The sequence below is a fragment of the Actinophytocola oryzae genome (assembly GCF_004364325.1).
GTDB lineage: Bacteria > Actinomycetota > Actinomycetes > Mycobacteriales > Pseudonocardiaceae > Actinophytocola > Actinophytocola oryzae.
In genome coordinates, this window is record NZ_SOCP01000003.1 from 263,282 (window position 1) to 277,351 (window position 14,070).

Here is a 14,070-nt window from a genome sequence, read left to right on the forward strand (position 1 = left end):
GCCGCGGCCGTGGCCGGTTCGACCCGGCCACGGCGTCAACGACTCGTCGTCAGGCGTAGGCCGTCGGCGCGGCCGAACCCTGGTTGCGGAAGTTGTTGCCCAGCGAGCGGTCGAGGTCTGCCGCCTCGACCGCCGAGTTGCCGAGCAGCGCGCCGATCCGGTTGATGATGTCGGCCATGCCCACCAGCGAGGTGCGCAGGCTGCTCTCCGCGGCCTGTGCCTCCACACCGGACTGGCTGCCGGACCGGTACCACGTCTCGCGCACCGGCCCCAGTGCCGTGTCCAGCGACTGGAGCGCGTTGTTGATCTCGCCCGAGTACTGGGTCAGCTTCTGGCTCGCGCCGGTGACGGCACCGTAGTTCATCGTCACGGTGCCCGCGGATATCCCGGATGTCATGCCGTCTCCTCTCTGCTCAGGCGAAGCCGTTGAGCCCGGTGACGACCGTGCCCGTACCGGTGTTCAACGGGGCGCCCGCCTCGTTGATCCTGCGGGCCTGGTCGTCCGCGTACTGCGCGTGCGTGCCCATGGTCTGGTTGAACTTGTCCGCGATGACGGTCAGTTCGTGACCCGCCTTCTGGATCTTCTCGTTCAGCAGGACCTGGTTCTGGTCGAACGCCATGCGCTGCGCGCCGTTGAAGTGCGACGTGGCGCCGACCAGACCCGAGACGTCCGAGTTGAGCCTGCTCATCAGGTCCCTGATGGAGGTGGACGTGTCGTTGAAGTCCTTGGCCGCCTTGGCCATGATGTCCTGGTCGAGCTGAATACCCTGTGGTGCCATGGTTGTCCTCCTTTCGCACCGAACCTATTGCCGAGAAGCCCCGACCCCAACGGCACTTTTACCCACACCGGCCCCAATGCACTGAAGGACGCCTTCGTAACGCTGGCCGTACTGAAGGCGTCCTTCAGTGCACTCGGCGGGGCATCATTCGGCGGGTGGTGTCCAGCCGACCTGGATCAGCATCGGGCCGCCCCTGCGGCGTACCAGCGTGCCCCGGCCGGGCGGCAGCGGCCCGGGACGCACGTCACCGAGGAGCACGCCCTCGTCACGGCTGCCGGACATGACGAGCCCCGGCGACCCCAGCTCCCGAAGCCGTTGCAGGACCGGGTCGAACATCCCCCGCGCCGCACCGCCACTACCACGCGCAACCACCACGTGCAGCCCGATGTCCCTGGCGTGCGGGAGGAACTCGATCAGGGCGCCGAGCGGGTGCACCAGCTTGCCGGGCGCGGCGACCAGCTCGTAGTCGTCGACGAACAGGAACAGCTCCCTGCCCTGCCACCAGTTCCGCTTCCGCAGCTGCTCCGGGGTCAGCCCGGGGCCGGGCAGCCGCGCACGCATGGCCGTCGCGATCTGGGTGACGAGGTCGTCGAGCACCGGCTCCGAACCCGCGTAGCCGAGCAGGTACTCCTCCGGCACCGCGCCGAGCAGGCCGCGCCGGTAGTCCACGACGATGATCCTGGCCTGCTCGGGCGTGTACCGGCGCACCACACCCGTCGCGATCGCCCGCAGTAACGTGGTCTTCCCGCACTCGACGTCCGCGAAGCCCAGGAAATGGGGCTCCGAGGCGAAGTCCAGGCCGACGGGTTCGAGGTCGGCCTCGCCGAGACCGACCGGGACCAGGCGGCCGTCCATCTCGAGGATGTCCAGCGGGACCGTGCGCGGCAGCAGTCTCAGCTGGGGCGCAGGCGGTCCCTGCCACGCCGCGACGATCCGGCTCACCATGTCCTTGGTACCCTCGCCGATGGTCTCCACCCGGTCGTCACCGTCCACGCGGGACAACACGCCCAGCATCTGCAGCCGCTCGGTCGTGATACCCCGGCCCGGCCGGTTCTGCGGGACGTTCTGCGCGGCCCGGCGGTCGATCATCGAGTCACCCGGGTCGCCGAGCCGCAGCTCCAGCCGCGTGCCCATGCTGTCACGCAGCGGGGTGGGCATGTTCAGCCACCACGTCGTGGACACCAGTACGTGGATGCCGAACCCGAGGCCGCGCTGGGCGATGCGGGTGATCGTGTCCTCCAGGAAGTCGAACTCCTGGCGCACCACGGCCCAGTCGTCGATCACGAGGAACACGTCGCCGAACTCGCGGCCGTTCACCGGGTCCTCGACGAACTCGCCCCTGCGCTGGCGGAACGTGGCCACCGAGTCGATGCGCCGCTCGGCGAACAGCTGCTCCCGCGCGGCCAGCAGGCTCGCCACCTCGGCGACGACCCGCCTGCACCGCTCGACGTCGCGCCGCACGGCGTAGCCGCTGACGTGCGGCAGCTCCGCGACCGGGCCCATCGCGCCGCCACCCATGTCCAGCAGGAAGAACTGTGCCTCGGCCGGTGTGTGGGTGAGGGCGAGCGAGCTGACGACGCCACGCAGGAACGTGCTCTTGCCGCTCTGCGGGGAGCCGATCAGCATCAGGTTGCCCGCCGCGCCGTTGAGGTCGAGCCACAGCGGGTCGCGGCGCTGCTCGAACGGCTTGTCCACAATGGCCACCGGCACGACGAGCCTGCCGTTGCCGGTCCAGCCCGCCGGGCAGAAGCCCCGCACAGGGTCCACCCCGAGCTGCGGGAGGAGCTGGTCGAGCGTCGGCGGCTCGGCCAGTGGCGGCAGCCAGATCTGGTGTGCGGCGGGGCCTTTGCCGATGAGCCTGGTCAGCATCGCGCTCATGATCGTCTCGCCGGTGCCGTGGGCCACCGAGATCGGCGCGGGCGGTTTGGGCGGCGCCGGGGGCAGGGGCACCTCCTGGAGGGTGAACGACAGCACCTGGCTGCCTGGCGACACCACGGTGTCCTGACCACTGGCTCTCGGCGGCAGCTCGCCGGACACGTAAGCGGTCTTGAGGCGCCGCATGGTGTCCGTGTCCGTCTTGAGGTAGGCCGAGCCCGGCACGGCGGGCAGCTGGTAGGCGTCCTGCACACCGAGCACGGCCCTGCTCTCCGACGCCGAGAACGTGCGCAGCGCGATCCGGTAGGACAGGTGCGCCTCGAGCCCACGCAGCCTGCCCTCCTCCAGTCGCTGCGACGCGAGCAGCAGGTGCACCGCGAGGCTGCGGCCCAGCCGTCCTATCTGGACGAAGAGGTCGATGAACTCCGGTCGCGCCGACAGCAGCTCGCTGAACTCGTCGATGATCACCAGCAGTGCCGGCACGGGCGGGAGGTCCGCACCGGCGGCGCGGGCCCGCTCGTAGTCGCGGACCGACGCGAAGTTCCCGGCCGCACGCAGCAGCTCCTGCCGCCGCACCAGCTCGCCGTTGATCGCGTCGCCCATGCGGTCGACGAGCGTCAGGTCCTCGGCGAGGTTCGTGATCACCGCGCAGGTGTGGGGCAGGTCGGTCATGCCCGCGAACGTCGCGCCGCCCTTGAAGTCGATGAGCGCGAGGTTGAGCGTCTCGGACGAGTGCGTCACGGCGAGGCCGGTGACGAGCGTGCGCAACAGCTCGCTCTTGCCCGAGCCGGTGGCGCCGATGACCAGACCGTGCGGGCCCATGCCGTTCTCTGCCGACTCCTTCAGGTCAAGCTCGACCGGCTGGCCCTGCGGGTCGAGGCCGAGCGGCGTGCGCAAACGTTCGCGCGGCGCCCTCGGCCGCCAGGTGAGCGCGGTGTCGGTGTCCCTCGGGTCACCGAGGCCGAGCAGGCCGGCCAGCCCGAAAACCGTCGACAGTGGACTCTCCGGCGCGATCTCGCCAGAGCGGAAACGCGACGTGAGACCTCTCGCGACGACCTCGGCGCCCGCCGCGTCGAGGCGGTCCGGCACGCCGAGGAACCCGAGCCTCGCGCCGGACTCCGACTCGACGAGCATGCCGAGCCTGCCGTCTGCCAGGTGCAGGAACAACGCGTCGGGCGACGGTTCCGCCGGCGCGGCCCGGGTGATCTCCACGATCGTCACGCCGTGCAGTCCGGTGGTCGCCGGGAGGCGGGTGGCGCCGTGCGTGCGACCACCGTCGACCACGACGACGAGGTGCGGCGCGTCGAACCCCATGCCGGCCTGGCGGGTGAACGGCGGCCGGGTGCCGAGGTCGTCGCCGAACAGCTCGGCCAGCTCGTCGAGGTCGCCCGCCACCAGGCGTGCCGGCCCGACCGCGTCGGTCTCCGTCGCGTGCACGGCGTGCGGCAGCCACTTGAGCCAGTCCCATGCCGCACGCCGGTCCGCCGCGACACACAGCCCGATCCGCAGGTCGGTGGGGGCGTGGAAGGTCACGGCCTGTGCCAGCAGGGCCCGCACGGCGTCGAGGACGGGCTCGCGCGGACCGCTGAGCCCGATGCACGCGAAGGCGCGCAGCGAGATGGCCACCGGCAGTGTCGGCACGGTCGAGTAGGCGCGGATGAAGTGGCGCAACGAGGTCGCCGACACCGGGTCGAGATCCTCCAGCGGCGCCGTGTGCGGCGGCCGAAGCGGGGTCGCGAGCCGCTGCGGGCCGCTGCCCACCCGCACCTGCCCGAACCCCGGGTCGGACCGGCGCCGCTCCCACGGCGCACCCGCGAAGGTCCACAGGTCGGCCGGTTCCGGCTGCCCGAACGCGAGTGCGACCCGCTGGCGCTCGCCGACGTCGTAGACCTGCCTGCGCAGCCCGGAGAGGTAGCGCTGGTAGTCGCGGCGCTCCTCGTTGATCTTCGCCTTCGTCGCGTGCCTGCCGCCCGCCAGCGACATCGTGATCATGCCGATCATGACCAGCGCGAACAACCCGCCGAAGACGTAGGTCATCACGCCGCCGTTGCGTCCGATGTAGACGAACGACATGCCGCCCATGCCGAGCATCATCGGCACCATGAACATCATGTGCATCATGGCCTGAGGGTTGCCCTTCACCAGGCCTGGCGGCGACTCCAGCGCGATCTCGCCGGACGGCGGTTCCGGCGCGGGCGGACGGCGGGCATGCGTGGCCATGTCCGGATGATGCCCAGCCCGCACCGTGGCGCGGGTGGGTAATTTTGCCGTCCGCACGCGCGGGCACGCCGCCATACCCTTCGCCGGGAACGGAGGTGTGGGATGGGATTCGGCGAAGACAAGGTGTACTCGGTGGTCGACCAGGGCCACCAGTACCTCGACGAGGCGATCAGGAAGGTGACCGGCGACCCCGGTGAGCTGCGGGCCAAGGCCGACGAGTGCGGCAGGTGCGCGAGCGAGGTCGGGAGCACCGCCACGTCGACCGACCAGATCGCGAGCAACCTCGGCCAGACGTGGCGGGGCGAGGCGTACGACTCGTTCAACGGGGTCACCACCGACCTGACCAAGGAACTGATCGACGTGCTCAAGCAGAACCTCGAGCAGGAGAAGCAGCGGCTCGAGCAGGCGGCGCAGGCACTCGTGAGCGCGAAGAGCCAGGCACAGCAGCAGAAACAGAGCTTCGGGCAGCAGGCGCAGCAGATCATCCAGCAGATGCAGCAAGCCATCAAGGCGATCCAGGGGCTGCCGGACCCGCCGGTGTCACAGGGCATGAAGATGGCGATGATCGCCGCGGTCATCATGAAGGCGTTCATGGCCGCGATGCAGGCGAAGAACTCCGCCACGAAGGCCGCCGACTCGACGATGCAGGAGCTGAGCGGCACGCTCTCCTCGCTGTTCGGGCAGTCCGGCACCACCTCGGTCGCGGCGTAGGAGGTCCACGATGGACAGTGCGGGTTTCACCGACCCCGAGGTCGCGGAGATGGTCGAGCACCTCACCCGTCAGCAGGAGGAGATCGCCCAGGTCCAGCGATCCGTCGAGGCCATGCTCGTCAAGGGGTCCTCGCGCGGGCGTGAGGTGGTGGCGACCGTGCGCGGCACCGGCGAGCTGGCCGAGGTGTCGATCGACCCTGCCGCGCTGCGCCGTTTCGACGCCCACGACCTCGGCACGGTCGTGACCGAGGCCGTCAACGACGCGCGGCGGCGGCTCGCCAAGGCGTCAGAGGCACGGTTCGCGCCGCTGCTCGCGGTGGCGGACCGGTTGGCGTGACGCGATGTCGATGACCGTTCCCACGGCCGTGCCGACCTCCGGGCTGCGGCGGGTCACGGTGGTGGCGCCGAGGGCCAGGATGGACGTGGCGCTTCCCGTGCAGTGCACGCTCGCCGAGCTGATCCCGCAGCTGGTCCGGCTGGCGGGTGCGCCGGTCCGCCCCGGCCCGGACGGCACCGGCTGGGCGCTGTCCCGCGTCGGCGGCCCACCGCTGCCGCCGGGGCTGACCGTGGCCGCGGCTTCCCTGTCCGACGGCGAGGTCCTGTACCTGTCCGCGCGGATCGGGCCCGCCACACCGCTGCTGTTCGACGACGTCGTCGACGCGATCGCGAGCGCCGCGCGGACCAGGCGCGGCGCGTGGCGCCCGACCGTCGGGCGGCGTCTCGCGCTCGTGTCGGCCGGTGTGCTCTTCGCCGGCATGACGGCGATCCTGCTCACCGCGTTGTCCGGCACGGCACAGGCACCGGTCGGGGCCGGGATCGTCGCCGTGGTGCTGCTGGTCGCCGGGCTCGCGCTGGCGCGGGCTTACGGGGACCTGCCCGCGGCCTGCGCGTGTGCGGGCGCGGGGACGGCGGCGGCGCTCGCGGGCGGGCTCACCGCGCTGGCGCCGCACTCCGTCTGGCCGGTCACCGCGGAGTCGCTCGCCGTGGGGCTCGCGGCGACGACGCTGCACGCGGTGCTGGCGGCCGTGGTCGTGCACCGGCACGTGTGGTTCGTGGCGGTCGCGGTGGCGGCCGGTGCGGGCACGCTGGTCACGACGAGCGTGCTGCTGTTCGACGCGCGTCCGGCGAGTGCGGCGGCGATCGCGGCGACGCTGCTCACCGCGGTCACGGCACTCGCGCCGTTGGTCTCACTGCGGATGGCGGGGCTGCCGCTGCCGAACGTGCCGGAGGACATGGACGCCTTCCGCGCGGACGAGCGGCCCGCGCTGGGCTCCGAGGTGCTCGGCGTGACGTCGACCGCGGCCCGGCTGCTCAGCGGGCTGGTGACGGCGCTGGGGGTCGCGGCGGCCGGGTGCTGTGCCGTGGTGCTCGGGAACGCGTCGCCGTGGTCGGCCGTGCTGGTCGGGCTCATCGGCGTCGCGTGGCTGCTGCGGTCCCGCGCCTACGCGGCGGCGGCACAGCGGGTGTCGCTGGTCGTGGTGGGGCTCGTCGTGCTGACCGGGCTCGGTGTCCGCGTCGCGGCCACGGTCGGCGACGAGTGGCTGTTCACGCTCACCTCGCTGCTGGCGGTGGCCGGCGGGTTGTGCGTGGTGTACGCGGGACGCGTCGTGCGGCAGGAGAACTCGCCGTTCCGCGCGCGGTGGCTCGACATCCTCGAGTACGTCGTGCTGATCTCGCTGCTCCCGGTCACGGCCGCGATGCTCGACATCTACAACGCGGTCCGGGACGCGGTCAGCTGAGTGGCCTACTGGCTCAGCCACGAAGCCAGTAGGCCACTTTTCCTCAGGTGCCGGCCCTCATGATCAGGCCGGGAGGCGCCACACCTGGTTGCTGCTGGCGAAACAGTCCCAGATCTGCAGGCGCGTGGCGTCCGCGGAGCTGTTGCCCGTCGCGTCGAGGCAGCGGCCCGAGGTCGGGTTGCGCAGCGTGCCGTTGGACTGTGCCTGCCAGACCTGCGCGCCGGTCCCGTTGCAGTCGTACAGCTGCACGACCGTCCCGTTGGCCGTGCCCGCCGCGGCGATGTCCATGCACTTGCCCAGCGCACGCAGCGTGCCGTCCGAGCTGACCGTCCAGCTCTGCGCGTTGGTGCCGTTGCACGTGTACAGCTGGATCGCGGCGCCGTTGGCGCTGCTCGCGGCCGCGACGTCGACGCACTTGCCCGCGATGCCGGTGATCGGGCCGGTGCGCCCGGTCGGCGGGTTCCCGCCGCCACCGGTCGCGGTCTCGTAGATCGCGCTCACGAGCGACGTGCTTCCGGTCGTGTCCTGGGACAGCTCCCAGTTCATCATGCCGCCCGCGTTGGCCATCGCCCACTGGGTCTTGCGCTTGATCGTGGGAATGCCGTTGTAGCACTGCTGGGCGCCGTTGGCGGTCGTACAGTCGCGGTTGGCGTTGGCCGGGTCCATGGCCACGAGCTGGGAGTAGGTCAGGTAGCCGGGGCGGCTGTAGAACGGCACGCCCAGCACCGTCTTGTTGGCCGGCAGACCGCGGCCCTTCCAGAAGTTCGCCGAGGCGATCGACCAGTCGTAGTTCGCGTGCGGGCTGCCGCCGTCGTAGGCCATGATGTTCAGCCAGTCCACGTAGCCGAACACGGCGGGCTGCACGCCGTTCGCCGTGCCGCCCTCGGACACGACGGCCGCGGTCAGCAGCTTGCCCTGGCCGTGCAGCGTGTTGCTGAGCTGCTGCATCAGCGCGGTGTAGTTGTTGCCGGAGGTGCCCGGGTCGGGGTACTCCCAGTCGATGTCGACACCGTCGAGGCCGTACTGGTTCAGCACGCTCACCACGCTGTTGACGAACGTGGTGCGTGAGCCCGAGTTGGCCGCGAGTGCCTCGAACGCGGAGTCGTTGCCGTCGTTCCAGCCGCCGATCGACAGCGAGACCTTGACGCCGTTGCTGTGACCGAGGCTCACCAGCGACGACAGCTTCCCGCCGTCTGGCACACCCTGCAGCGTGCCGTTGGAGTTCGGCAGTACGAAGGCGTAGTTGATGTGCGTCAGCTTGCTGTACTGGACGCTGTTGACGCTCCCGGCCCACGACGGCATGTACCCGATGCTGCGAAAGCCGTTCGGGAGTGCGGCTGCGGCCGACGGTGCGGCGGCTGCGACGGTCGGTGTTGCGGCTGCGAAGGCGAGACCGGTGGCGACGGTCGTCGCGGCGAGCGCGGCCGCACCCCACCGGCGCCGTCGCCGGGAGAGGTAAGCGGACATGAGTGTTTCCTTCCGAGACAGGGAGAAGGCTCGCTCAGTGAACCCCCGTCGGCGAGGCACAGTCAATAGTGGACGCGTTAATGGTTGAACCAATTTGCAAACGTTGGTTAGTCAACCTTCCAAACCTTGCCCTCCTGGTCTAGACCGGTTAAGATGCTGGACACCCCCGACCGGGTGCGCTGGGGGATGCCTTCGCTCACGGCGTTACGAAGGACTCCTTCAGTGCACTGGGCCGTCGGCGGGTTTCGAGGGCATTGCGCCGCGTCCCCAGCTGAGGTACGCCTGGATCGGCCGTTTCTCCCTGCAGCGCCGAAACTCTCGGAGGCTCGCGATGTCTTCCCGCTGGTCCCGCCGCTCCTTCGTCGGGCGAGCCGCCGCCGCGACCACGGGCACCTTCCTCGGCGCCGCGATCTTCGGCAGGGACGCCGCCGGGGCGGACCCGTGGGACCGGGCGGACGCCATCGCGAGGTCCGTGCGCCCACCCCGGTTCCCGCGCCGCGAGTTCCTCGTCACGCGGTTCGGCGCGCGGGGCGACGGCGTCACCGACTGCACGCGCGCCTTCGCCGAGGCCGTCCGTGCCTGCGCACGTGCAGGCGGCGGTCGCGTCGTCGTGCCGGACGGCCGCTACCTCACCGGCCCGATCCACCTGCGGAGCAACGTCGACCTGCACGTCACCGAGGGCGCGACGATCGCGTTCAGCCAGGACCCGAACGCCTACCTCCCGGCCGTGTACACCCGCTGGGAGGGCACCGAGCTGTACAACTACTCCCCACTGGTCTACGCCTACGACCAGCGCAACATCGCGGTCACCGGCACCGGCACCCTCGACGGCCAGGCCGACAACGCGCACTGGTGGCCGTGGAAGGGAAGCACCGCCTACGGCTGGCGTCCGGGCGACCCCGAGCAGTCCGCCGCCCGCACGAGGCTGCAGACCATGGCCGAGCAGGGCGTTCCGGTGGCACAACGGGTCTTCGGCGCGGGCGACTGCCTGCGGCCGAACTTCGTGCAGCCCTACCGCTGCCGTGACGTCCTGGTCGAGGGCGTCACGATCGTCAACTCCCCCATGTGGGAGATCCACCCGGTGCTGTCGCGGAACGTCCTCGTGCGCGACGTGAAGGTCGCCACGCACGGCCCCAACAACGACGGCTGCAACCCCGAGTCGAGCCGCGACGTGGTGATCCGCGGCTGCACCTTCGACACCGGCGACGACTGCATCGCCATCAAGTCCGGCCGCAACGCCGACGGCCGCAGGGTGAACGTGCCCAGCGAGCGGATCCTGGTCGAGGACTGCGACTTCGCCGCGGGTCACGGCGGGGTGACCGTCGGCAGCGAGATGTCCGGTGGTGTCCGGGACGTCTACGCCAGGAACCTCCGGCTCTCCAGCCCCGACCTCGACACCGCGCTGCGGTTCAAGACGAACTCCGTGCGTGGTGGCTTCATCCACGACTTCCACGCCCGCGACCTCACCGTCGGCACCGTCGCCCAGGCCGCGATCACGATCGACTTCTACTACGAGGAAGGTCCCGGCCACGGGTTCGACCCCGACGTCACCGGCATCACCGTCGACAGCATGACGGTCGAGCACGCCCAGCGTGCGCTCAACCTGCGTGGCTACCCGGAGGACCCGGTCGGCGAGGTCCGCCTGTCGAACGTCGACTTCCGGCAGACGGCGGCGCCCTCGGTCGTGGAGAACGTCACGGGCCTGGTGCTCGACGACGTCTACGAGAACGGCGCTCCCATGAGCGTGTGAGGTCCGGTCGTGCGAGCATTTCCGTGTGGAATTCAACGACGACGCCCAACTCGACACCTCACAGGTCAGTGACCAGCGCGGGATGGGCGGACGCCTCGCGCTCGGCGGCGGTGGGGTCGGCATCATCGGTGTGATCATCTACCTGATCACGCAGTTCACCGGCGGTGGCGGCGGTTCGCCCTCCGGCGCGGGCGGCTTCGGTGACATCGGCCAGAACGAACAGGTCGGCGCGTCCGACCTCGGGGAACGCTGCCGCACCGGCGCGGACGCCAACCGTGAGGCCGACTGCCGCGCGGTCGCGTTCATCAACTCCATCCAGAGCTACTGGACGAGCCAGCTCGACGGCTACACCCCGGCGGAGACCAACTTCTTCTCCGGCGGCGTCCAGACCGGCTGCGGCAACGCCGACTCGGCCACCGGCCCGTTCTACTGCCCCGCCGACGGCGAGGTGTACATCGACCTCGGCTTCTTCCAGGAGCTGCAACAGAAATTCGGCGCGAAGGGCGGCCCGTTCGTCGAGGGTTACGTGCTGGCACACGAGTACGGCCACCACATCCAGGACCTGCTCGGCACCTCCGACCAGGTCGGCCAGGACACCGGCGCGGAGTCCGGTTCGGTGCGCCTGGAGCTGCAGGCCGACTGCTACGCGGGTGCGTGGGCCAACCACGCGACGAACACCCCGGACGCGAGCGGCCAGCCCCTGATCACCGGCGTGACGGACGAGGACGTGGCCGCCGCACTCGACGCCGCGTCCCGCATCGGCGACGACTTCATCCAGAAGGAGCTGGGTGGCGGCACCGTCGACACCACGCAGTTCACGCACGGTTCGTCGGAGCAGCGCCAGAAGTGGTACTCGACCGGGTACCAGACCGGTGACCCGAACCAGTGCGACACGTTCGGCACCGACAACCTCGGCTGACGAACGCGATGACGACTAGCGAGCAGCAGGCCGAGCCTGCCGAGGAGCAGGCCGAGTCGCGCCGGGATCCGGTCGCGAGACTGCGGCGGGTGGCGCTCACCTGCCTGTACCTGCTGATCGTCGCGGCGACGCTGTGGGTGCTCGGCCAGGTGGTCACGCGCCTGTCCGTGGTGGTGATCCCGCTGGCGGTCGCCCTGCTGCTCGCCGCGTTGTTCGCGCCGGCGGTCACCTGGCTGCACGACCACCGCGTGCCGCGCGGCCTCGCGACCACGGCGGTGCTGCTCGCGGGCCTCGGTGCGATCGGCGGGCTCGTCTACTTCATGGTCACCACGCTGGTCGACGGCCTGCCCGGCCTGGCAGACCGGCTCGACGACAGCTACCGCCAGCTGCGTGACTGGCTGACCACCGGACCACTCGGCCTGACCGGTGACCAGCTCGACCGCATGCTCGACGAGGCGAAGGACTGGGTCACACGCAACCGGTCGCAGCTCGCGTCCGGCGCGCTCGGGGTGCTGTCCACGGCGGGTGCGATGCTGGCCGGGCTCGCGGTCGTGGTGTTCATGCTGATCTTCTTCCTGCACGAGGGCGCCAGGATGTGGCGCGGCACCACCGAGTTCCTGCCGGAGCCGGGTCGTGCCAAGGTCCGGACGGCCGGGGAAAAGGCATTCCACGACCTCACGTCGTACGTCCGCACCACCCTGCTGGTCGCGTTGATCGACGCGGTCGGCATCGGGATCGGGCTCTGGGTCACCGGGGTGCCGCTCGTGCTTCCGTTGTCGGCGCTGGTGTTCTTCGGCGCGTTCGTGCCGATCGTGGGTGCGTTCGTGTCCGGGTTGGTCGCGGTGCTGATCGCGTTGGTGAGCCAGGGTCTCGTGGTCGCCCTGATCGTCACCGGCGTGGTGGTCGCGGTGCAGCAGCTGGAGGGCAACGTCCTGGAGCCGCTGCTGATGAGCCGCTCGGTGCGGCTGCACCCGGTCGCGATCCTCCTCGCCATCAGCGTCGGCATCGAGCTGGGCGGCATCGTCGGCGCGTTGTTCGCCGTGCCACTGCTGGCCACGGTGCGCGCCGCCTACCGCGCCATGACCTGAAGGACGCCTTCAGTACGCCCGCCGTTACGAAGGACGCCTTCAGTACTGCCAGCGTTAGGAAGGCGTCCTTCAGTACGCCCAGCGTTACGAAGGCGTCCTTCAGTACGCCCAGCGTTACGAAGGCGTCCTTTAGTGCACTGGGCGGGGTCGGGTGTTGGGTGGTGCTAGTTGTGGAACAGTCTTGTTGGGACCGCGTCCGCCATTGCCTTGTAGCCGGTCGGGTTCAGGTGCAGGTGGTCGCCGACGTCGTAGGCGGGCAGGATGTTCCTCGGCGCGGCGGGGTCGCGGATCGCCCTGTCGAAGTCGATGACCGCGTCCAGCTCGCGGCTGGTGCGGATCCAGCGGTTGACGGTCTGGCGCGCCGACTCGCGGGCGCCTGCCGGGTCGTCGTAGCCCGTGTTGCCGCCGAAGGGAAGCAGGGTCGCGCCGTAGACCTCGATGCCCTGCGCGTGCGCGCGGGTCACGAACTGCTGGAACGCCGCGATCAGGTCGGCCGCGACCTGTTGCTGTGCCTCGGGTGCGGCCGCCGCGGTGCCGATGTCGTTGATGCCCTCGAACACGAGCAGCCACTCGACCCCGCTGGTGGCGAGCACGTCGCGGTCGAAGCGGGCGAGCGCGCTCGGGCCGAGGATGTCGTTGAGGACGCGGTTGCCACCCGCCGCCTGGTTGAGGATCGCGACGTCGGCGGTGTGCCGGTCGCCCTGCAGGCGGTCGAGGAGCTGGTCGGGCCAGCGGTCGTTGCCGTTGGTCGTCGAGCCCCGGCCGTCGGTCAGCGAGTCGCCGAGCATGACCGCGCCCGCGGTGCCGCGCCCGGCGAACACCTCGACGCCGCTCAGGAAGTACCAGTGGTCGGTCGGCGTCGCGCCGGGCAGGTCCGGGTCCGCGGTGTGGTTGCCCGCCAACAGGTACGAGGTCGTCCGCGAGCCGGGGTGCGAGGTGATGCTGTTCGACGCCTGTCCTGCCGCCAGGTAGAGCGTGACGGTCAGGTTGGTCATCGGCGCGACGCGCACGGGGAGCGGGTCGGACACCATCTGCGCGCCGACCGGGATGGTGGTCGCCGCGCGGCCGTTGAAGGTCACGGGTCGCACGCTGCCCGGCTCGATCGCCGAGACACCCGCGCGTCCGCCCGCGGGCTTCGCGACCGTGACCGCTGTGATCGGCAACGCGGCGCCGCCGAAGGCGTTGGAGAAGCGCAGCCGCAGGTTCGGGCCGCCGACGGTGACGCGCACGGTCTGACGCAGCGTCGAGTCGGCCATGACGAGCCCGTCCTGCGTGAACGGGACGGGCGGCATGTTGCCCGGCTCGGTCAGCTGCGGCATCGACGTCCAGGTGTTGACCCACTGCCCGGCCGCGACCGGGTTCCCGGCAGCGGGTGCCTCGACGGACTGCACCGTGAGCCCGACCGCGACGGCCAGTACCCCGGTCAGACCGACAACGAACCGTTTTCCGCGCATGGCCCCATCGCCTCCCGCAGCTCGTCAACCCGAGATTTTCCGATAACTATCGGAAATGATCGGCTCTA

At 70.5% G+C, this 14,070-nt stretch carries 11 protein-coding genes; 6 read left to right on the plus strand and 5 right to left on the minus strand.

The window, feature by feature from the left end; all coding sequences use genetic code 11:
- Nucleotides 1-49: 49 nt before the first annotated feature.
- The 3 genes from CLV71_RS08675 to eccCa all read right to left on the minus strand — a co-directional run bounded on the left by CLV71_RS08675 (nt 50) and on the right by eccCa (nt 4,874).
- Nucleotides 50-397 carry a hypothetical protein gene (locus tag CLV71_RS08675; protein ID WP_133902118.1) on the minus strand — a complete coding sequence of 116 codons (348 nt, stop codon included), beginning with the start codon at nt 395-397 and terminating at the stop codon, nt 50-52.
- 16 nt (nt 398-413) lie between these two features.
- A complete protein-coding gene (locus CLV71_RS08680; RefSeq protein WP_133902119.1) occupies nt 414-779 on the minus strand; it encodes a WXG100 family type VII secretion target in 366 nt (121 codons plus the stop codon).
- Nucleotides 780-923: 144 nt separating this feature from the next.
- Nucleotides 924-4,874, minus strand: coding sequence for a type VII secretion protein EccCa (gene eccCa, locus CLV71_RS08685; protein ID WP_133902120.1), 3,951 nt, complete (start codon nt 4,872-4,874; stop codon nt 924-926).
- A 102-nt stretch (nt 4,875-4,976) separates the two neighbouring features.
- Here eccCa and CLV71_RS08690 point away from each other — a divergent pair, with 102 nt between their 5' ends.
- The 3 genes from CLV71_RS08690 to eccD are packed head-to-tail and all read left to right on the plus strand — an operon-like array spanning nt 4,977 to nt 7,324.
- Nucleotides 4,977-5,585: a WXG100 family type VII secretion target gene (locus tag CLV71_RS08690; protein ID WP_133902121.1), complete on the plus strand. Its 609-nt coding sequence runs from the start codon at nt 4,977-4,979 to the stop codon at nt 5,583-5,585.
- A 10-nt stretch (nt 5,586-5,595) separates the two neighbouring features.
- Nucleotides 5,596-5,922, plus strand: a complete 327-nt coding sequence (locus CLV71_RS08695) for a YbaB/EbfC family nucleoid-associated protein (protein ID WP_133902122.1) — start codon at nt 5,596-5,598, stop codon at nt 5,920-5,922.
- Between the two features lie 4 nt (nt 5,923-5,926).
- The gene (eccD, locus tag CLV71_RS08700; RefSeq protein WP_243866309.1) at nt 5,927-7,324 is read left to right on the plus strand and encodes a type VII secretion integral membrane protein EccD; all 1,398 of its coding nucleotides are present in this window, start codon (nt 5,927-5,929) and stop codon (nt 7,322-7,324) included.
- Between the two features lie 63 nt (nt 7,325-7,387).
- Here eccD and CLV71_RS49205 read toward each other — a convergent pair whose 3' ends face one another.
- Nucleotides 7,388-8,791: a glycosyl hydrolase family 18 protein gene (locus CLV71_RS49205; RefSeq protein ID WP_133902123.1), complete on the minus strand. Its 1,404-nt coding sequence runs from the start codon at nt 8,789-8,791 to the stop codon at nt 7,388-7,390.
- 331 nt (nt 8,792-9,122) lie between these two features.
- Here CLV71_RS49205 and CLV71_RS08710 point away from each other — a divergent pair, with 331 nt between their 5' ends.
- The 3 genes from CLV71_RS08710 to CLV71_RS08720 are packed head-to-tail and all read left to right on the plus strand — an operon-like array spanning nt 9,123 to nt 12,548.
- Nucleotides 9,123-10,541, plus strand: coding sequence for a glycoside hydrolase family 28 protein (locus tag CLV71_RS08710; RefSeq protein WP_133902124.1), 1,419 nt, complete (start codon nt 9,123-9,125; stop codon nt 10,539-10,541).
- Between the two features lie 25 nt (nt 10,542-10,566).
- Nucleotides 10,567-11,460: a KPN_02809 family neutral zinc metallopeptidase gene (gene ypfJ / locus CLV71_RS08715; protein WP_133902125.1), complete on the plus strand. Its 894-nt coding sequence runs from the start codon at nt 10,567-10,569 to the stop codon at nt 11,458-11,460.
- 8 nt (nt 11,461-11,468) lie between these two features.
- The gene (locus CLV71_RS08720) at nt 11,469-12,548 is read left to right on the plus strand and encodes an AI-2E family transporter (RefSeq protein ID WP_133902126.1); all 1,080 of its coding nucleotides are present in this window, start codon (nt 11,469-11,471) and stop codon (nt 12,546-12,548) included.
- A gap of 164 nt (nt 12,549-12,712) precedes the next feature.
- Here CLV71_RS08720 and CLV71_RS08725 read toward each other — a convergent pair whose 3' ends face one another.
- Nucleotides 12,713-14,002: an SGNH/GDSL hydrolase family protein gene (locus CLV71_RS08725; RefSeq protein ID WP_133902127.1), complete on the minus strand. Its 1,290-nt coding sequence runs from the start codon at nt 14,000-14,002 to the stop codon at nt 12,713-12,715.
- Nucleotides 14,003-14,070 lie beyond the last annotated feature (68 nt).